Source organism: Cobetia sp. L2A1, assembly GCF_009796845.1.
GTDB lineage: Bacteria > Pseudomonadota > Gammaproteobacteria > Pseudomonadales > Halomonadaceae > Cobetia.
Window position 1 is genome coordinate 2,447,605 of record NZ_CP047025.1, and the last position, 18,347, is coordinate 2,465,951.

At 60.0% G+C, this 18,347-nt stretch carries 15 protein-coding genes; 7 read left to right on the forward strand and 8 right to left on the reverse strand.

The window, feature by feature from the left end:
* Positions 1-16: 16 nt before the first annotated feature.
* From GQR90_RS17635 to GQR90_RS10550, 5 genes are all read right to left on the reverse strand, one after another.
* Positions 17-661 (reverse strand): DUF1294 domain-containing protein, encoded by a 645-nt coding sequence (locus GQR90_RS17635; RefSeq protein ID WP_158774069.1) that lies wholly within the window; start codon positions 659-661, stop codon positions 17-19.
* A gap of 42 nt (positions 662-703) precedes the next feature.
* The gene (locus GQR90_RS10535; RefSeq protein ID WP_158774070.1) at positions 704-1,195 is read right to left on the reverse strand and encodes a DUF2628 domain-containing protein; all 492 of its coding nucleotides are present in this window, start codon (positions 1,193-1,195) and stop codon (positions 704-706) included.
* A gap of 220 nt (positions 1,196-1,415) precedes the next feature.
* Positions 1,416-3,407 carry a 2Fe-2S iron-sulfur cluster-binding protein gene (locus GQR90_RS10540; protein WP_158774071.1) on the reverse strand — a complete coding sequence of 664 codons (1,992 nt, stop codon included), beginning with the start codon at positions 3,405-3,407 and terminating at the stop codon, positions 1,416-1,418.
* A gap of 160 nt (positions 3,408-3,567) precedes the next feature.
* On the reverse strand, positions 3,568-4,209 hold the full coding sequence (locus tag GQR90_RS10545; RefSeq protein WP_158774072.1) for a glutathione S-transferase family protein: 642 nt from the start codon (positions 4,207-4,209) through the stop codon (positions 3,568-3,570).
* 125 nt (positions 4,210-4,334) lie between these two features.
* Positions 4,335-4,811: a nuclear transport factor 2 family protein gene (locus GQR90_RS10550; protein ID WP_158774073.1), complete on the reverse strand. Its 477-nt coding sequence runs from the start codon at positions 4,809-4,811 to the stop codon at positions 4,335-4,337.
* Between the two features lie 134 nt (positions 4,812-4,945).
* Between GQR90_RS10550 and GQR90_RS10555 the strand changes: the two genes are divergently transcribed.
* Positions 4,946-5,851, forward strand: a complete 906-nt coding sequence (locus tag GQR90_RS10555; RefSeq protein ID WP_158774074.1) for a LysR family transcriptional regulator — start codon at positions 4,946-4,948, stop codon at positions 5,849-5,851.
* Positions 5,852-5,861: 10 nt separating this feature from the next.
* On the opposite strand, the gene GQR90_RS10560 is transcribed toward GQR90_RS10555, so the two are convergent.
* The gene (locus tag GQR90_RS10560) at positions 5,862-6,791 is read right to left on the reverse strand and encodes a LysR family transcriptional regulator (RefSeq protein WP_158774075.1); all 930 of its coding nucleotides are present in this window, start codon (positions 6,789-6,791) and stop codon (positions 5,862-5,864) included.
* Positions 6,792-6,953: 162 nt separating this feature from the next.
* Here GQR90_RS10560 and GQR90_RS10565 point away from each other — a divergent pair, with 162 nt between their 5' ends.
* Both GQR90_RS10565 and GQR90_RS10570 read left to right on the forward strand, forming a co-directional pair.
* The gene (locus GQR90_RS10565; protein ID WP_158774076.1) at positions 6,954-7,874 is read left to right on the forward strand and encodes an NAD(P)-dependent oxidoreductase; all 921 of its coding nucleotides are present in this window, start codon (positions 6,954-6,956) and stop codon (positions 7,872-7,874) included.
* A gap of 2 nt (positions 7,875-7,876) precedes the next feature.
* A complete protein-coding gene (locus GQR90_RS10570) occupies positions 7,877-9,436 on the forward strand; it encodes an aldehyde dehydrogenase family protein (protein ID WP_158774077.1) in 1,560 nt (519 codons plus the stop codon).
* A 237-nt stretch (positions 9,437-9,673) separates the two neighbouring features.
* Here the strand turns inward: GQR90_RS10570 and GQR90_RS10575 are convergent, their stop codons facing one another.
* A complete protein-coding gene (locus GQR90_RS10575) occupies positions 9,674-10,537 on the reverse strand; it encodes a LysR family transcriptional regulator (protein WP_158774078.1) in 864 nt (287 codons plus the stop codon).
* Positions 10,538-10,684: 147 nt separating this feature from the next.
* Between GQR90_RS10575 and GQR90_RS10580 the strand changes: the two genes are divergently transcribed.
* The 4 genes from GQR90_RS10580 (at position 10,685) to GQR90_RS10595 (ending at position 16,837) form a co-directional block, all read left to right on the forward strand.
* Positions 10,685-11,914, forward strand: coding sequence for an aromatic ring-hydroxylating oxygenase subunit alpha (locus GQR90_RS10580; protein WP_158774079.1), 1,230 nt, complete (start codon positions 10,685-10,687; stop codon positions 11,912-11,914).
* 240 nt (positions 11,915-12,154) lie between these two features.
* Positions 12,155-13,753: a BCCT family transporter gene (locus GQR90_RS10585; protein WP_158774080.1), complete on the forward strand. Its 1,599-nt coding sequence runs from the start codon at positions 12,155-12,157 to the stop codon at positions 13,751-13,753.
* 1 nt (position 13,754) lies between these two features.
* Positions 13,755-15,815, forward strand: coding sequence for a CocE/NonD family hydrolase (locus tag GQR90_RS10590; RefSeq protein WP_158774081.1), 2,061 nt, complete (start codon positions 13,755-13,757; stop codon positions 15,813-15,815).
* 104 nt (positions 15,816-15,919) lie between these two features.
* Positions 15,920-16,837 (forward strand): LysR substrate-binding domain-containing protein, encoded by a 918-nt coding sequence (locus GQR90_RS10595; protein ID WP_158774082.1) that lies wholly within the window; start codon positions 15,920-15,922, stop codon positions 16,835-16,837.
* A gap of 178 nt (positions 16,838-17,015) precedes the next feature.
* Here the strand turns inward: GQR90_RS10595 and GQR90_RS10600 are convergent, their stop codons facing one another.
* Positions 17,016-18,317, reverse strand: coding sequence for an SLC13 family permease (locus tag GQR90_RS10600; RefSeq protein WP_158774083.1), 1,302 nt, complete (start codon positions 18,315-18,317; stop codon positions 17,016-17,018).
* Positions 18,318-18,347: the final 30 nt, after the last annotated feature.

The window sequence follows — 18,347 nt, forward strand, 5'->3', positions numbered from 1 at the left end:
GAGCGAAGCCGCCGCCTCACGACCACTTGATCATCATGTCACCCGTACTGATGGGGAACCCCAGCATCTGCCGCAACGACGATGCATCTGGTGACAGAACCAGCCAGCCGACGGCGCCGATATTGAGCAGTACTGCGCACCAGAAGGTGACCTGATAACTGCGCTTGCGCGTCTTGTGGCGCAGGAGTTGCTGCGCGAACCAAGCACCGGGCCAGCCACACGTCAGCTCCATCAGATGCAGGGTACTCTCCGTGACTCGCCATGCACCACGCCGAGCCGCCTGCTTGTCCGTCCAGTAACTCAGGAAGGCCAGCAGGCTCATGCCCAGATACATGGCAAGTAACATCCACGGCAACACCCCCTGCTGCCACGCGACATACAACCCGCCAATCACGCCCAACGCCACCAACAGGCTTACCCATACGCCGACATTGACGGCCGATGAAGTACCGCCTGCGCCTTCCACACGAAAGCGCGTTACACGTGGTCGACCCTGCTCGTCCATCCCAAGCTGATAGGCCACTTGCGCACTGGCCTTGGGGCGGCCACGCCCCTTGTAGGCACTGATATGAGCGAACACCTCCTGCCCGCCCAATGACGGCTTGATGAAGCCAAAGCCCTTGTCATCGTTCCAGCGCGTCAATCTTCCTTGATGATTCATGTGCCAGCGACTCGTCCGTGTGTCATTGTCCAGCGGCTATCTCTAGCCAACAAAGGTGCCAGTGCTCTTGCTACCCCCAGCATTGCCACCCCCATTCTGGTCATTATCATGATCGTTGTCGTCATGCTCAGTACGCTGGTCGTCATCACGGAAGCTGCCCTGAATGGCATCCTTTGCCATCGCAGCCTTTTGCTCAGCTGAGCGCGCCAGCGCCTCATTCGGATTACGTGCTTCCACCTGCATCTGATATTGATAGCCTTGTGTTTCCAGCAGGCTGGCATACCACTGATTGCCCTTGAGGCTGATCGTGAGATTCAGGCCGAGAAACAGCACATTGGATATCAGCTGCCCTTCCATCGTCGCCGGAATGAGCATGGAGCTGAGTACGATGAAGCCGAACAGGCAAGCGGCCAGCATCCAGATACGCTTGTAGAGTGCCCAGAAAACCCCGAAAAAGAAGGCCGGCCACGACCACCCTTGCTTGACGGCACGGGGGCCGTGAAGGGGATGCTCGAGAATGCTGAATGTCGCCATCACTGAAATCCTTGTCAGATGCCCCGCCCCGAAACACGGCGTGATAGGGGAAGGGAGTCACAGATGAACCGAGCCGATGACATCAGTCGTTATCGACACTGCAAAGCCTGTCACTATAAACACCCGCCCTTGTCAGGACCATGAATTCGAAGCGGTTCTCAAGCGACAATCGTTACGGCCTCCCGCTACAAGGCTGTTCGAGCCGACATCTCCTGATAATCTAACCGGACACGCTGATGACAATCGGATCCTCGTTGGCGGGATAGGCACAACACATCAATACCTCCCCTTGAGCGATCGCCGCTTGCGGAGTGACGGGATATTGAACTTTCCCCGACATCAACCGTAGCGCGCAACTGCCGCAGCGACCGGAGCGACAACTCGACAAGGTGGCCAGGCCAGCCTGCTCCGCCAGCTCCAGCAAGGTGCCTTTCTGCGGAACCCAATCAGCCACCGTTGCTGCCGTCGGCTGAATGGGCTGTCCGCGCCGAGCCCGTGGCATGAAGGTAATCTCCGTGTGTGCCGGCAATGCATGCCTCGAAGGGCCATCGTCTGCGGACGGTGTCTCTGATTCCAACGAACCACGCCCGAAGAACTCGTGATGCAGATGCTCGCGCGGCAGCCCCAATGCCATGAGTGCGGCATATTGCGCCCTCATGAAACCTTCCGAACCGCACAGATAGACATGGCTATGGGCCATGTCCGGTAGCCAGTGCATCAGCGGTGATAGCGCCAGACGTCCACGCGAATGATGATGAGTCGTGGCCGCCGGATTGGCAGAGGGTCGTGAGTGTGCGATATGCAGATGTAACCACGCATGCTTGCGCGCCCATGCAGCGAGTTGGTCGGCAAAGGCCTGCTCTGCGCCATCACGCGCGACATGAACGAAGAACACCTCATGTGGCTCGGTATCACCCGCCGTTACCTGCCGGATCCGCTCCTCCAGCATGGCGATCATCGGTGTGATGCCGACGCCGGATGACAGCAACACGATCGATGCGGACGCTGCTTGCAACGTGAAGTCGCCCGTCGGCGGCAATGTCTCGATCACATCGCCCACTAAAAGCTCATCATGCAGCAACCGGGAGGCGACGCCCTGTGGGTCACGCCTGACTGAAACTCGATAGTCCGCGAGCTCGTCATGCCAGCTCTGCGAGAGGCTATAGCTGCGCATGACCGGAATCGAGCCACTGGTTAGAGGTTGTGATGGCGTCGACGACAACCGCAGGGTGAGAGACTGCCCCGCACGATAGGGAGCAATTCCCGCATCATCTGATGAGAGAGGCGCCAGATAAAAGGACGTGATCGAGGCACTTTCCTTGATCTTGCGTGTGACACGCAGGCGACGAAATCCCTGGGGCCTTGCCGTTGGCCGTGGCCATTCGCCTGTCTGTGCAAGCGACGGCGAGAGCTCGATCAAGCGCGCCTGCGCGGGTAGGGCATCCCTGACATGCAGGGTCTGCTCGGGCACGACATCCACAATCCGCTCGGCACCTTCAATCAATGCCGCGCGTTGCGGATTCCAGTCCACGCGCGCCCGCCCCTTCAGCACCAGTACTTCTCCGCTGGTGAAATCAGGAATCAACAGACTGACGCGTTCGTCCTGCTCAATGTTGCCCAGCGTATTGAAGAAGCGATTGCCGGCAAAATCAGGAAACGACAGACTGCCATCCGAATTCAGATGCAGAAACCCGGGCCTGCCGCCACGATGCGAGACATCCACTCCATTATGCGACGCTGCATCCAGGTCGGCGGCGCGGGTGGCGATGAAAAACGTATCGGCCTGTGCCAGAAGCCTCTGGCTGAGCGATGACGTGATCGCGACTCTCCGGCTTCTGGGGACGAGAGCCGTGCCGGACTGCCAATCCACCTCGCGCTGCTGGATGTATTGAGGACAATTGCCAAAGCTCTGATCAACCGAGAGTCGCAAGCCCCGCTCATCGTGGGACAGCACGGTGCCATTCAGACGATTACGCCGTCGACTGCTCATGTCGAGTCCCAGCAGTCCAAGCTTGGTCCCTGGATCAATCTCGAGATCAAGTAACTTGGCAAGTGGCGGCGTCTTGCGAATCACCATCTCATTCGGTGACACCTCGCACAGTTCACCGGGCGCATCAAAAGCCACGATAGCCCACGGCCAACCCTGCTTGTCTGGCACACCCATGAACAGCACCGGCAGACTCTCGAAGAATGCGACATGCTGATCAGGCATTCTAGCGCGCACATAAGATGTCACTTGATCCACGTAATCCTCAGGGACGCCAGCGCGCGCTTGAACGCGACGTTCGCCTGCATGAAATACCTGCCGGTGACTACTCATGATGAAGGCCTCTGATACACACTGATGTAGCGCTGGTCGACGGTGAGAAGCGTCAGGCCAGGACCGGACTCGTTGCCATGCCCACGAAGCCAGGTAGCGCTTCAACACGCGCAAGCCAGGCCTGGATATTGGGATAAGGCGCAAGGCTGACACCGCCTTCGGGCGCATGAGCGATATAGCTGTAACCCGCGATATCCGCCAACGTGATGTCGTCTCCGGCCAGGCAGGACTGCTGCTCCAGATGGGATTCCATCACACGGAGCAGCGCATGCGCGCGTGCGATGGTCTGCTCATGATCGAAGGACGCACCGAATACGGTGACTAGACGCGCAGCGCAGGGGCCAGAAGCAATCTCGCCAGCCGCGATCGACAACCAGCGTTGTACTTCGGCAGCCGCCAGCGCATCACTGGGCATGAAGCGTTGCTCGTCGTCATAGCGACCTGTCAGGTAAATGAGGATGGCATTGGAATCACTTAGATAGATGCCGTTGTCCTCGATAGCCGGTACCTGTCCGAAGGGACTGATCTTCAAGTACTCAGGGGACTTGTGCACCCCATTGGCCATATCGAGATCGACGGTTTCATAGGGAATGTTCAGCAACGCCAGCATCAGTTCGACACGATGACAATGGCCGGATTTGGGATTGCGGAACAGACGAATGGGGGCTGCGGCTGCAGGAAAGAGAGCGTTCATAGGTCACCTGACAATGTGTTGAAAGGAATCTGATGGATGAAGCAGGGATTGGATGAATCAATTTGGATGAAGCAGATTGGTCGAAAGCTGGCGATCGAAAGCTGATGAGAGAGTCATTTCGAGGCTCAGAACCCGAAATCGCTCAACCCCGGGTGGTCATCCGGGCGCCGCCCCAGTGGCCAATGGAATTTACGCTCGCTTTCGGTGATCGGGTGCTCATTGATACTGGCGTGGCGGTGAGTCATCAGCCCCTGATCATCAAACTGCCAGTTCTCATTGCCATAGGCACGGAACCACTGGCCGCTATCATTGTGATATTCGTAGGCATAACGCACAGCAATACGGTCGCCTGCCGTAGTCCAGAGTTCCTTTATCAGGCGGTACTCGAACTCGTTGGACCACTTGCGTGTCAGGAAGGCCGCAACCTCATCACGCCCGGTCACGAATTCCGCGCGATTGCGCCACCGGGTATCAGAGGAATACGCCAGTGCCACCTGCTGGGGATTGCGACTGTTCCACCCGTCTTCCGCCAGACGTACCTTCTGTGCAGCACTCTCTGGCGTGAACGGTGGCAAGGGATGGCGTGGGAGAGTGGCTGACATGACAGAGACTCCAGCAGTTGAGGGTAACCAGATAGATGCCCACAGTACTCTGCCTGCCAGAGTGCTAGAATCCTCGCCAATCACAATTCATTATTCCAGATATTGACAACAATCGCCGTGAACGGGAGCCACTGATGGACCGACTGCAGACCCTGGAAGTCTTCGTGGCAGTCGCTGATGCGGGCAACTTTGCCGCAGGTGGCCGAGCAATGGGCATCAGTGCACCTTCCGTAACCCGCGCCATCAATGCACTGGAGGCACGGCTCGGTGTGCGTGTCTTCACGCGCACGACGCGCCGAGTGAAACTGACGGAAACAGGAGTGCGCTACCTTGACGATGCACGGCGCATTCTTGCCGAACTCCAGGCCGCGGATGATGGTGCAAGCGGTGCCGCTGCACAGCCGACGGGGCGATTGCGCATTACCTGTCCAACCGAATTTGGCCGTCTCTTCGTCATGCCGCTATTGATGGAATATCTCGACAGTTATCCGGACATGCACGCGGAGGTCGTGATGGTCGACCGCGTGGTCAACATGATTGAGGAGGGCTTCGATATTGCGGTACGCATCGGCTCGCTACCCTCCTCCGGGCTATCAGCTATCAAGGTGGGTAGCGTGAGGCGTGTGCTCTGTGCAGCCCCGGAGTATCTTTTCCAGCATGGCAGGCCAGAGACGCTGGAGGTGCTCGCCACTCATCGTCTCATCACCACGACGACCTTGAACAACAGCAAGGAGTGGCGCTTCGGGAGCGGGCTTGACCAAGTGGTTCGTGTCAGCCCACGCCTTTCCGTCAGCAGCATTGCGGCCGGCATCGAGGCCGCCCGCAGCGGCTGGGGGATGACACGTGTGCTGTCTTATCAGATTGGGCCGGATCTTGAAGCAGGGCGACTGGAGACAGTCCTCGAAACGCTGGAGCCACCTCCACTACCGATCCACCTCCTGCATAGTGAGGGCCGTGGCGCCGTTGCCAAGGTACGGACCTTCCTCGATTTCGCCGCCAAGCGCTTGAGAGCCGAATCAGTGCTCACATCAGCGAGCTGATATCTCATGGCTATTGCGAATGACTGAAGGCCAGCATGTCCTGCATAAGCATCACCATCAATTGATTGGCCCCGACACTCAGCTGTCGCCCCAGTCGACTGATCAACTGCACATGGGGGATGACGAATTGCGCCTCTTGCAGCGGGATGCGGCACAACCGTCCTGCCTTCACCTCTTCACTGACCACAAATTCCGGCAACAATGTCACACCGCCGTGCAAGGCAAACTGCTTGAGCATGGCAATGGCATTGCAGGTCAGCGTCGGGCTGAGCATCACTCCCGCCTGATGCTCCGCCAACGTCACCAGCTGGCGAATGCCGAAAGACACCTCCGGCAGGGCCAATGAGTGGCTGGAAAGCTCAGACAGCGCCAAAGGTTCAGGTAATTCGGCCGCTGCGCATTGCCTGACGAGAGGATGCAGGGGGTTGACCACCGCGCACACCGGCTGAGGCCGTGAGACATGCGTGCGAATTCTGGGATCGCCCGCCGGGTGGAAGACCAGTCCCAGATGCGCTTCATCCTCGACGACCTGCCGGATGACCTCATTGGTTCCGCACAGATTCACCTTGAGCTCGATGCCCGGATAGCGCTGGGAAAAGCGACTCAATGGCTCCGCCAGCCCCTCGATGAATCCCTCGCCGATCGCCAATACCAGCGAGCCGCTCTGTAGCCCTTTCAATGACTGCAACGACTCCAACAGCACTTCCTGCTGTGCCAGGCGCTGTCGGTAATATTCGAGTACCCGCTCCCCGGCCTCCGTCGGCTTCACCCCGCGACGATGGCGCTCCAGCAGCGGCATCCCCAGTTCATGTTCCAGCTGGGTGATCTGTCGACTGACTGCGGAGGGCGCCACGTTCAGGTAGTCCGCCGCCGCGCGCACGCTACCTAGCCTGGCAGCCTCATGGAGGTGCCCGATCCGATGCTCCTGAACCTGACTCATGACGCCCCCAGCATTGCCTTCAAGGCAACATTAAAGTGAATTCTGGATTATTGCTGGAACACAGAAGCCCTGTCCATACTCGATGACATGCTCTTCAGCGACATGGCCTTCAGTGACCTGGAAGCGAACGGCGTTATCCCCTCTCACGACAGGAACGACACAATGACAACAACCGTCGGTGTAATTGGCTTGGGTAACATGGGGGGCGGCATGGCGGCCACACTCGCTCGCCATGACTTCCCCGTCTTCGGGTTCGATCTCTCCGCGGCTGCCCGTGACAAGGCGGCCGAGACAGGCGTCACGCCGGTCAGCTCATTGCCTGAGCTTCTCGAACACGTCGCTATCGTGATCGTGTCTCTGCCCAAGGCGGAGCACGTGGAATTGCTGTGTCTAGGCAAGGAAGGTGACCAGGGCAATGCGCAAGAAGGCGCAAGCCTGATGGCTCTGGGCAAGCCGGGCTTGATCGTGATCGACACCACCACCTCGACTCCCGAGACCAGCCGCAAGGTGGCGGCGGCACTGGCGACTCGCGGTATCGATTTCATGGATGCGCCTGTCTCCGGTGGCCCCAAGGGGGCCGCGACCGGCAGCATGTCGATGGTGATCGGCGCCGAGGATGAGGTGCTGGCACGCGCCATGCCGGTGCTGGAGGCCATGAGCGGCAGCCGCGTTCACGTCGGCAGCTGCGGTGCGGGCAATGTCGCCAAGATCGCCAACAACATGCTGGCCGCCTGCCATCTGATCAGCACGGCGGAGGCCGTCTCCATGGCCGCCAAGGCCGGTGTCTCGCCCGAGAAATTGCTGGAAGGCCTGAACGTGGGCTCCGGTCGCAGTGGCGCCACCCAGGTCATGTTCCCCAGCTGGGTGATCAACAAGGCGTATGACTCTGGTTTCACCATGGGTTTGATGCGCAAGGATGTCGGACTGGCCAGTGACCTGACAGATGCCCTCGGGCTGGAGCTTCCGCTCGCCAGGACCGTCGCTCGGCTCTGGGAAGAAAGCAGCGCTACCCTGGCTGATGGCGAGGACTTCTGCGCCATCGTGCAACGCACTGACTCGGCCCTCTTTGGCCACGGAGAATGACCATGCCTCTTGTTTATGCTAAAGCCTCCTGCACGACCTCCGCCCGCATCGCCGAACTGATGCAGCCCTTCTGGGGCGATCGAGGCAATCAAGACACCATCATCGGTAGCCTGATCGGCGGGGAATTCATCACCGGTACCGGTGACATCATCGAGGTGCGCAATGCCCATGATGACAGTCTGATGCTGTCCTTCCCGGACGCCGCTCCCTCGCAGGTAGTGCTGGCCAACCACGCCACGCAGAAAGCTCAGCAAGACTGGTGGGCACTGACGGCCCAGGCACGCGGACGCGCCATCTATCAAATAGGCGCCCTGATCCGTGAGCAGGCCGAGACGCTGGCCGAACTGGAAGCGCTGAGCGCCAACAAGCCGATCCGAGATGCGCGCGTCGAGGTGGCCAAGGTCGCCGAGATGTTCGAGTACTACGCCGGCTGGGCTGACAAGCTGCACGGTGAAGTGATTCCGGTACCGACTTCGCACCTCAACTACGTGACCTATGAGCCACTTGGCTGCGTACTGCAGATCACCCCCTGGAATGCGCCCATCTTCACCGCAGGCTGGCAGATCGCTCCCGCCATCGCGGCAGGCAACGCTGTGATCCTCAAGCCGTCGGAGCTGACGACTCTCTCCTCACTGGCGCTGGGTGTGTTGATCGAACGTGCCGGCGTGCCGCGTGGTCTGGTCAATGTCATCGCCGGCTACGGTCACACCATCGGTCAGGCCTTCATTGCCGAGGGGGATATTCGCAAGGTGGTGTTCGTCGGGTCTCCCGCGACAGGCCGTCATATCGCCACCGCCGCGGCGCAGCGCTGTATTCCAGTCGTGCTGGAACTGGGCGGCAAGTCGGCCAATATCGTCTTCGAGGACGCTGACCTTGACGTGGCGCTACGTGGCGCCCAAGCCGCCATCTTCTCTGGCGCGGGTCAGAGCTGCGTCTCGGGTTCACGCCTGCTGGTACAGGCATCCATCTTCGACAAGTTCACCAGCGCGCTGGCAGAAGCCGCGACGCGATTCACGGTCGGTGACCCGCAGAACCCCGATACCCAGATCGGCCCGATCAACAATGCCAGGCAGTATCAGCACGTGAAGACGATGATCACCGAAGCACTTGCCGATGGTGCCACCTTGCCTGAGGCACCAGCGACTTCGGTGCCGGGCAATGCCGGCTATTACGTCGCACCCACGGTACTGCTGGGTGACAATGCGATGCCCTGCGCCCAGGAAGAGATCTTCGGGCCGGTCGTCGTCGCCATTCCCTTCGAGACTGAAGAAGACGCCGTGCGTATCGCCAACGACAGCCGCTTCGGGCTGGCCGGAGCCGTCTGGACGCGCGATGTCGGCCGCGCCCATCGTGTGGCACGTCAGGTACGCGCGGGCACCTTCTGGGTCAATGGCTACAAGACCATTCACGTAAGCTCCCCCTTCGGCGGCTATGGCGAGAGCGGTTACGGTCGCTCCTCGGGACTGGATGCGCTGCGTGAATACAGCGAAGTGAAGAGCGTATGGGTCGAGACGGCTGCCGTACCGGCTGCCAACTTCGGCTATGGGGCCAGCCTGGAATAACGCTGAAGCATGCCGAACCTGGCACGAGCCGAACCTGGCTGGAATTGAACCGCAAGCCAGCCTGTCCAATGCCGAACGCATAGGGTTCGAGTCACGCTGGACTCCTCCGGAGACATGGCCCTGAAAGGGCCATGTCTCTTTTTTCGTCTGGGCCTGTCATTTACACCGACCCTCTTCTTTCTCTATCTCCCCTCGCCGTCCCAGTCCTGATCCTATCTCTATCTCTATCTCTGACTATCACGCTCCACCCGAGGTGTTCAGCGTCTCTTTCAGTACCGTGAGTGCCTGGACGATATCCGGGTAGTGGCGCCGACGGCTATGCACCGCCGTGAATATCGGATGCAGTATTTCCGGCGCATCCTCGACGATACCCAGCCCCTCTAGCGTGGATGCCAGGTCCTCGACGATACGCAAGGGCACATAAGTACTGCCGCCGGTTCTGCGCAGGAACTCCACGGCAATGCCTTCAAAACTGACCGAAATGGCGGAGTTGGAGAAATCAGGCAACAGCGTCTGGTGGCGCTGACGAAAAAACGAGGTGTAGTGAGTATTGAGGTAGGTGTCCTTGGGGATATGAGCGAGCTGCTGGCCATGCGTCGACACCATGACGAATCGCTCTTCACCGACCTGCTCAATCTCGAGATCCGGAAGGTACTGGGGGGAGTACAAGAGCCCGATATCAATGGCGCCAAGCGATACATCCTTGATGATCTGCAGCGAGTAATCCGCCTGCAGATCCACCGCAGTACGCTGGTCGCGGGCCCGAATGTTGATCACCCAATCCACCAGCACAGGACGCATCAAGCTGAACTGGCCTGCCAGGCGCAGCAGTCGATCACGGTCCTCACTGGCGCCGGTATCGCGGCGCGCCTGATCCCAGGTGGCGATTAGAAGCCTGGCATGCGGTTCAAAACGAATGCCGGCAGGCGTGGGAGTCGCCCCGGCACGGCCTCTCTCGAACAATTGGGCCCCGACATCTGCCTCCAGCGCTCGAATGCGCCCACTGATGCTGGATTGCGTCACCTCGAGACGGTCAGCCGTGCGGTTGAAATTGCGGCTCTCGAAGACATCCAGAAACGTCGTGACAAGCTTGATATCCATATCAATCACCAGAATCGATCATTAACGTAAGTGCAATCGATTGTATGACTTATGACACGTGAATAGCATTCCCCGTGATGCTTGACGAGCCGTTAAACGCTCGGGGCAGCGAGACAACAACAATGACCCCTTGAAAAGGAGCGTTTCATGTCGCGATTGACCACTGATCTCTTGTCGCGCCGCCAGCCAGGCCATGCATTGGAGAGAGCGTTCTACACGGACCACGACATCTACCAGCAGGACCTGGAGCAGATCCACTACAAGGAATGGCTGTTCGTCGCGCCAGCCTGTGAACTGTCCACAAGTGGCAGCTATCTGACCTACAGGATCGGCGAATACCCGATCGTGGTGATTCGCGGGGCGGACAACGAGATTCGCGCCTTTCACAATACCTGCCGCCACAGAGGATCGGTGATCTGCAAGACGCACAAGGGCAAGACGCCGAAACTGGTGTGCCCCTACCATCAGTGGACCTACGATCTTGATGGCACCTTGCAATGGGCACGCGACATGGGGCCCGACTTCGTTCCTGAAGATCACGGTCTGATCTCCGTTCATTGCCGCACGCTAGCCGGACTGATCTATGTGTGTCTTGCCGATGAGGCCCCGGACATCGAGTCATTCCTCCAGGTCGCGAGCCCCTATCTGGCACCGCACGATCTCAGCAATGCCAAGGTGGCCTTCGAGTCACGCGTGGTCGAGAACGGCAATTGGAAGCTGGTCTGGGAAAACAATCGCGAGTGCTATCACTGCTGCGCCAACCATCCCAGCCTGATCCGCACCTTCCCTGAAGACCCGCGCATTTCCTTCATCGGCGAGAACGCGATTCCCGACTTCATCGCCGACCACTTTGCGGCCTGTGAAGCCGAAGGGCTGCCGTCGCGCTATGTCGTCCCCCCCAATGGCCAGTTCCGGTTGTCACGCATGCCGTTGGTGGAAGGTACAAAAAGCTTCACGATGGATGGCAGCTTCGGGGTACATGGCAAACGACTCGGCCATGTCCACAAGGAAGATGCAGGAGTGCTGAACATGTTTCACTATCCCAGCACCTGGGCCTACTTCCTGCCGGATCACAGCATGACGTTCCGCGTGACGCCTATCAGCCCCACCGAGACGGAGCTGGTCACCTGTTGGCTGGTGGACAAGGATGCCGTCGAAGGCGTCGATTATGATCTCGAGCATTTGACCAGAGTCTGGATCAATACCAACAGCGAAGATCGTCGTGTCGTGGAAGACAATCAACAGGGAGTGAACTCGCGTGCCTATCGTCCGGGCCCCTACTCACCCCTGCATGAGGCCAGCGTCAGAGGCTTCGTGGAGTGGTACTGCGAGACACTGGGACCGCGATTGATCCCGGTCACTGCCGTGGCGTCATGAGGCAGGCCTCGACACTTGATTCAGCATTCCTCTGATTCCCCATTCACGACCACGCACCTCGATGACACTGCAAGGCGACGCGGTTATCACTCCGCGGCGCCTTGCGACGTTAGGAGGATATGCGTCAGCGTCATGCCCCCATACACAACCCGCGTTTGCGGCCTCCCCCCCGGGGGCGGATAAGGTGGTGTCATCTGACATGGCAGCACTCACCCAATAACAAGCACGGGGTTCTGGCGCATGATGCGTTCGATTCGACATCTGGTCTTCTGGCCAACCTTTCTGATACTCATCGCGGCGGTGAGCTTGAGCGTCTACGACAAGGAAAGTTTCCTCGCCACCACGACGGCGATGAACAACTGGGTACTGGATCACTTCTCGTGGCTGTTCACGCTCGGTAGCGTCTATCTGCTGGTACTGGCCGTCATCATCTATTTCTCGCGCCTGGGCAACATCCGCATCGGCGGTGAAGATGCCAAGCCGATGTTGAGCAAGGCGCGCTGGTTCTCCATCACCCTATGTACCACGCTGGCAGTCGGCGTGCTGTTCTGGACCACGGCAGAACCGCTCTATCACCTGATGGGCCCACCGGAATCTCTCGGCATTGAAGCCGGTTCCACCGAGGCAGTCCTGTTCAGCATGTCGACCATGTTCCTGCACTGGTCATTCACGCCGTATGCCATCTACGCCGTTCCAGCGCTGGTGTTCGCACTGGTCTTCTACAATCTTCGTCTGAAGTTCTCCATTTCCAGCATGCTGGAGCCGGTCTTCGGCCCGCGCATCACCCGCTACAGCAGTCTGATCGATGCCCTGGCACTCTATTCGCTGGTCGCCGGCATGGCGTCCACACTGGGCACCGGCGCATTGACACTGGCCGGCGGTATCGGTCAGTACACCGACGGCGAGACGACGCCTCTGCTGCTAGGCATCATCATTGCCGTCATCGTGGTCACCTTCGTGCTGTCCGCCGCCAGCGGCCTGCAGAAGGGTATCGCACGTCTGTCATCCCTGAATGCCGGCCTGCTGCTGGTGCTCGGTCTGTTCGTTTTAGTGTGCGGCCCGACCATCTTCATGCTCAAGCTCGGCGTGGAATCCTTCGGTGTCTATCTGGACAACTTCTTCACGCGCAGCCTGTTCACTGGCGCGGCGGGCAATGACCAATGGCCGTACTGGTGGTCCATCTTCTACTGGGCGATCTGGTTCGCCTGGGCACCGGTGACGGCCCTGTTCCTCGGGCGTATCTCGCGTGGCTACACCGTGCGTGAATTCCTGCGCGTGAACCTCTTCTATCCGGCACTGTTCGCCGTCGCATGGATCACGATCTTCTCCAGTGCCAGTCTCTACTTCCAGCTGCATACCGATGTCGACCTCAACGGCGTATTGAACGACCAGGGCGTCGAACATGTGCTCTACTCGCTGTTCGATCAGCTGCCGCTATCGGGTGTGTGGATTCCGTTGCTGCTGTTCATCGCTTTCATCTCTTACGTGACCGCAGCTGATTCCAATACCGATGCCATCGGCAATCTGTGCACCCGTGGCCTGACCGCTGACAGCGAAGGCAATTCCGGTGTGCCGATGAAGGTCATCTGGGGCGGCATGGTGGGCATCGTCGCCTGGGTCATGACAAGCTCGGTGGGCATCGATGGCGTCAAGATGCTCTCCAATCTGGGTGGCCTGCCGGCGCTCATCATCATCCTGCTGGCCAGTGGTGCTATCTGGCGCTGGCTGAGCAACCCTGAACTGCTGAACGTCGAGGCCAATCTGCGCCGCGACAATGCTTCTGCCACATCGCAAGACCGCCAGGACTCCGCCGCCATTCTCGACCAAAAGGCTCAGTGACATGCAGGTCAAGACCGACTTCCCGTATCCCGTCCGCGAAATCGAACACCTGTTGATTCCGCTCTCGGACGGCACCCAGCTGGCCGCGCGAATCTGGCTGCCAGAGGGCGCCGAACAGGCGCCGGTACCCGCCATTTTGGAATACCTGCCCTATCGCAAGAGTGATGGCACCGCACCGCGTGATGCGCTCACCCACCCGTACTTCGCGGGTCATGGCTACGCATCAGTGCGCGTCGACATGCGCGGCAACGGCGAATCCCAGGGGCTGATGGAAGATGAATATCTGCCACTGGAGCAATCCGATGCGCTGGAGGTGATCGAGTGGATCGCCAATCAGCCGTGGTGCACCGGCAAGCTAGGCATGATGGGCATCTCCTGGGGCGGCTTCAATTCGCTGCAACTGGCGGCGCACAAGCCAGAACCGCTCAAGGCCATCATCACGATCTGCTCCACCGATGATCGCTACACGGATGACATCCACTACAAGGGTGGGTGCCTTCTCAACGAGAATCTGGCCTGGGCCGCGACCATGCTCAGTTTCTCGGCGGCACCGCCGGACCCGCGCCTGGTCGGCGATGAGTGGCGCGCCATGTGGCAGGAGCGTTTGGACGAGATGCCGCTGCTGGCCGAGACCTGGCTTTCGCATCAGCACCGCGATGAATACTGGAAGCAGGGCTCCATCAACACCAATTACGCCGATATCGAAGCGGCGGTCTATACCATCGGTGGCTGGGGCGATGCCTACAAGAACACCGTCGGGCGGATGATGGAAAACCTGAGCTGCCCGCGCAAGGCGCTGATCGGCCCGTGGATTCACAAGTATCCGCACTTCGCGGTGCCCAATCCGGCTATCGGCTTCCTGCAGGAAGCGCTGCGCTGGTGGGACCACTGGCTGAAAGGCGAGGAAAACGGCGTGATGGACGAGCCGTCCGCCACCTTCTACCTGCAGGACTCCCTGCCGCCGAAGACGATGTATGCCGAGCGTCCGGGGCGTTGGGTGCAGACCGATGGCTGGCCTGCCAGCCATGTCGAGATGCACCAGATGTCACTGAGCGAGTCAGGCCTGAGCGATGACGCACGCCTGGGCCAGCAGGCGCTGGCCAGTCCGGTCGTGGTGGATTCCCCGCTCACTGCTGGCCGTCATCAGGGCGAGTACTGCGCCATCTGGTTCGGGCCTGACCTGCCGGCTGATCAGCGCATCGATGATGCGCTGGCCGTGTGCTTTGACAGTGAACCGCTCGACGCGCCGCTGGATATCCTCGGCAAGCCCAAGGTCACGCTGACACTGGCCAGTGACCAGACCTGCGGCCAGTTGGCAGTGCGCCTGAGCGACGTGCAGCCGGACGGCCAGGTCGCGCGCATTACTTACGGCGTGCTCAATCTCAACCTGCGCGATCATGATCATCCCGAGATGCTGGTGCCGGGCAAGCCCATCACGGTGGCACTTGAACTCGACATGGCGGGCTATCAGATTCCTGCGGGCCACCGCCTGCGCGTGGCACTGGCCACCGCCAACTTCCCGATGGTGTGGCCGGCAGCCAAGCGCTCGGCACTGACCTTGCAGCCAGGCTTGCAGTCGCTCGCGCTGCCGGTCTTCACCGGTGAGGCGATTGCCAATCCCTTCCAGGCGCCGGAGTCCGCTCAGCCCGCGAACATCAGCGAGCAACGTGAAGCCAAGCCCAGCCGCAGCGTGGTCGAGGATGTGGCCAGTGGAGAAATCACCACCATCGTCGAGGACGACATGGGGGCGATGACCTTTGAAGACACCGGCATGCGTGTCGAGCATCGCTGCACGGAGCGCTACACCGCGCACCCGGAAGACGCTGACCGCACGCGTGCCGAGATCGTCTGGCATTACCGTGCCGGACGTGACCAGCACGGGCGTGACAGTGCCTTGGGCGAGACGACCCCGGGCCAGTTCGACATCCGTGTCGAGAGCCATTACCGCATGCGCTGTGATGCCGAGAACTTCTACCTGGAAGCCGAACAGATCGCCTGGGAGGACGACATGGAAGTCCATCGCCGCGACTGGCAACGCACCGTGCCGAGAGCCGCGGTGTGACAGGACAGCCACACCTCGTCTGAATGACCGTCCCGCTGCAAGGCCTCACGGGTCGTCATGTTATCCTTCGCCGAGCACTTCCACGCTCAGCATAAAGGACTCGCATGTCGGCCCGTGATGCCCTCCCTCCTCTGCAATGCCTGCGCGCCTTCGAGGCCGCCGCCCGCCATGGCAGCTTCACTCAGGCCGGACGCGAGCTCAATCTGACCCAGAGCGCCATCAGCCGCCAGATCAAACGTCTGGAGGAAGATCTCGGCCGCCCGTTGTTCGAGCGTGACCCGGAAGGCCTGCGCCCGACGCCGGCCGGTGAGGACTACTACCGCGTCATCCGTCGCGTACTGCGCGAACTGGCCGATGAAACCTCGCGCCAACGTCGCCGAGGCAATGAGCGTCAGCTCACCCTGGCCACCAGTCCGACCATCGCCTCGACCTGGCTTGCCCGCAAGCTGACGGACTTTCGCGATCTGCATCCCGATATCGAACTGCGCATCCTGACCATGGAAGACCCGCATCGGCTGGATCTCGCCGAATTCGATCTGGGCATCTATTACCATCTCTCCCATGAGATCGATCCGCCTGGCGTTGCGGCGGAACCCATCTTCAGCGATGAAGACGTGATCGCCGTCTGCAGCCCTGCCTATCTGGCACGCTTTGGCGAAGTTCACGATGCCACTGACCTGCTCGACAACCACACTCTGCTGGTGGTGGAAGACTACTTCAAGGACTGGCTGACCTGGCAGCACTGGTACGGCACGCTGGGACTCGACTGGCACACGCCAGCCCATAGCTTGCGCGCCAACAGCTATCAACTGCTGATGCATGCTGCCTTCGCGGGCCAGGGCGTGGTGCTGTGCTGGTCGAAACTGCTGAGCGAAGATATCGCCGAGGGCAGACTCCTCAAGGCCCTGCCACATGCCATGCCCAGCCCCGGCACCTTCTCCCTGCTCACCCCGCAACACCGCCACCTGAGCCAGGCAGCCCAACGCTTCCGGCAATGGTTGCTGGAGCCGCCTGACGCCTGACGCCGGGCCTCGGGCTCAGGCTCAGGCTCAGGCCCCGATCTAGCCTCAGTACGCCACGACACTGCATAGACGCCAACGGCCCTGACGGTTTACTCATAAAGAGTTCGTCAGGGCCGTTGGCGTTTCTCACTTTTCTCACTGGCTACCAATACAGCCGGTCAGTCTCATGGACGAACCCTCAATACACGAAGGCAAACAGGAAGTTGAAGATCAGCGCGGCTGCGAAGCCCAGCGGAGCGGCCTTGAACAGTAACTTGGGCAACAGCTCATTGCGGCGCTCTTCACTGGGGCACGAGCCCAGAATCAGGCTGCCCCCGGAGGAGAATGGCGAGATGGCCGTGGACTGTGCGCCCACCACGATGGCGACGAACAGAATCATCGGATCGATCCCCAGCTGAAGCGCCAGCGCAGGCACCACCGGGAACAGCGCCGGAGTCACCACGCCCAGCGTGCTGGCGAACAGCGACATGATCGCCGCGATCACCCCGAACACGATCGGCACCGCATAGACCGGAATGTTGCCGCTGACCCAGGACGACAGCAGATCGATGGTGCCCACCTTGATGGCAATCGAGATCAGCATGCCGACACCACAGATCATGATGATGGTGCCCCACGGCAGCGAGGCAATCGCCTTGCGCTCATCGCCAAGCTTCATCAGCAGCGCGATCACGGAGAACACGCTGGCGATCAGGCCGATGTTGATACGGTCATTCACATATGCCACCAGCGAGCTGTCCGGCAGGATCATCGCCGTGATGGGCGGTGCCAGCACGGTCACCATCAGCAGCAGGGTCAGGCGCAGGGTCAGGCGCTGTTCACGATTCATCGCGCTGGGCGGTGCGACATCCGCCAGTCGGGTATCTTGCTGATGGCCTCTGAGCGAGAACAGGACCAGTCCACCGAGCACGATGATCGGCACGATCATGGTGGCCAGGAAGATGCCGAAGCTGTAGTGGAAGGCATCGCCAGACGAGATACCCGCGCCCGTCATCAAGCCCTGGAAGATGATGCCGCTCTGGCTGGAGACAAAGTTGGCGCCGGCCAATGCACCGTAGTTCACCGCCATGGCCCCGACGATCAACGACAGACGCGTCTTGTCACACAGCACTAGCGTGATGGGGGCCATGAAGGCCAGCACGGTGTAATACCCCGCGCCCAGTGCCGAGATGATCACCGACGAGAAGAAGATGGCAAACGGCAGCAACGCCGGCACATTGCGACAGCGATACAGCAGATGTTCGGCGAGCTTCTCGAGCGTGCCATTCACGATCGCGAAACTGTAGAACAGACAGACCGAGAAGATGATGAAGAAGATCTTCAGCGGCCAGAGACCGATCACTTCATTGGGCGACATGCCCAGCCAGAAGCATCCGATCAGATAGGAGAAGGCGATCGCGAATAGACCGATGTTCAGGCGAAACCGATAGCCCAGAACGATCGATACCACGATGGCCAGTATGACAATGAGACTCGACATGGCGAACACTCTTGTTGTTGAGATGAGGCG

Bases quoted from the DNA above. Each gene is read 5' to 3' on its own strand.
- GQR90_RS17635 (WP_158774069.1), bottom strand. From the start codon at position 661: ATGAATCATCAAGGAAGATTGACGCGCTGGAACGATGACAAGGGCTTT.
- GQR90_RS10595 (WP_158774082.1), top strand. From the start codon at position 15,920: ATGTCGGCCCGTGATGCCCTCCCTCCTCTGCAATGCCTGCGCGCCTTC.
- GQR90_RS10545 (WP_158774072.1), bottom strand. From the start codon at position 4,209: ATGAACGCTCTCTTTCCTGCAGCCGCAGCCCCCATTCGTCTGTTCCGC.
- GQR90_RS10560 (WP_158774075.1), bottom strand. From the start codon at position 6,791: ATGAGTCAGGTTCAGGAGCATCGGATCGGGCACCTCCATGAGGCTGCC.
- GQR90_RS10590 (WP_158774081.1), top strand. From the start codon at position 13,755: ATGCAGGTCAAGACCGACTTCCCGTATCCCGTCCGCGAAATCGAACAC.
- GQR90_RS10565 (WP_158774076.1), top strand. From the start codon at position 6,954: ATGACAACAACCGTCGGTGTAATTGGCTTGGGTAACATGGGGGGCGGC.
- GQR90_RS10550 (WP_158774073.1), bottom strand. From the start codon at position 4,811: ATGTCAGCCACTCTCCCACGCCATCCCTTGCCACCGTTCACGCCAGAG.
- GQR90_RS10575 (WP_158774078.1), bottom strand. From the start codon at position 10,537: ATGGATATCAAGCTTGTCACGACGTTTCTGGATGTCTTCGAGAGCCGC.
- GQR90_RS10585 (WP_158774080.1), top strand. From the start codon at position 12,155: ATGATGCGTTCGATTCGACATCTGGTCTTCTGGCCAACCTTTCTGATA.
- GQR90_RS10555 (WP_158774074.1), top strand. From the start codon at position 4,946: ATGGACCGACTGCAGACCCTGGAAGTCTTCGTGGCAGTCGCTGATGCG.
- GQR90_RS10580 (WP_158774079.1), top strand. From the start codon at position 10,685: ATGTCGCGATTGACCACTGATCTCTTGTCGCGCCGCCAGCCAGGCCAT.
- GQR90_RS10600 (WP_158774083.1), bottom strand. From the start codon at position 18,317: ATGTCGAGTCTCATTGTCATACTGGCCATCGTGGTATCGATCGTTCTG.
- GQR90_RS10570 (WP_158774077.1), top strand. From the start codon at position 7,877: ATGCCTCTTGTTTATGCTAAAGCCTCCTGCACGACCTCCGCCCGCATC.
- GQR90_RS10540 (WP_158774071.1), bottom strand. From the start codon at position 3,407: ATGCCTGATCAGCATGTCGCATTCTTCGAGAGTCTGCCGGTGCTGTTC.
- GQR90_RS10535 (WP_158774070.1), bottom strand. From the start codon at position 1,195: ATGGCGACATTCAGCATTCTCGAGCATCCCCTTCACGGCCCCCGTGCC.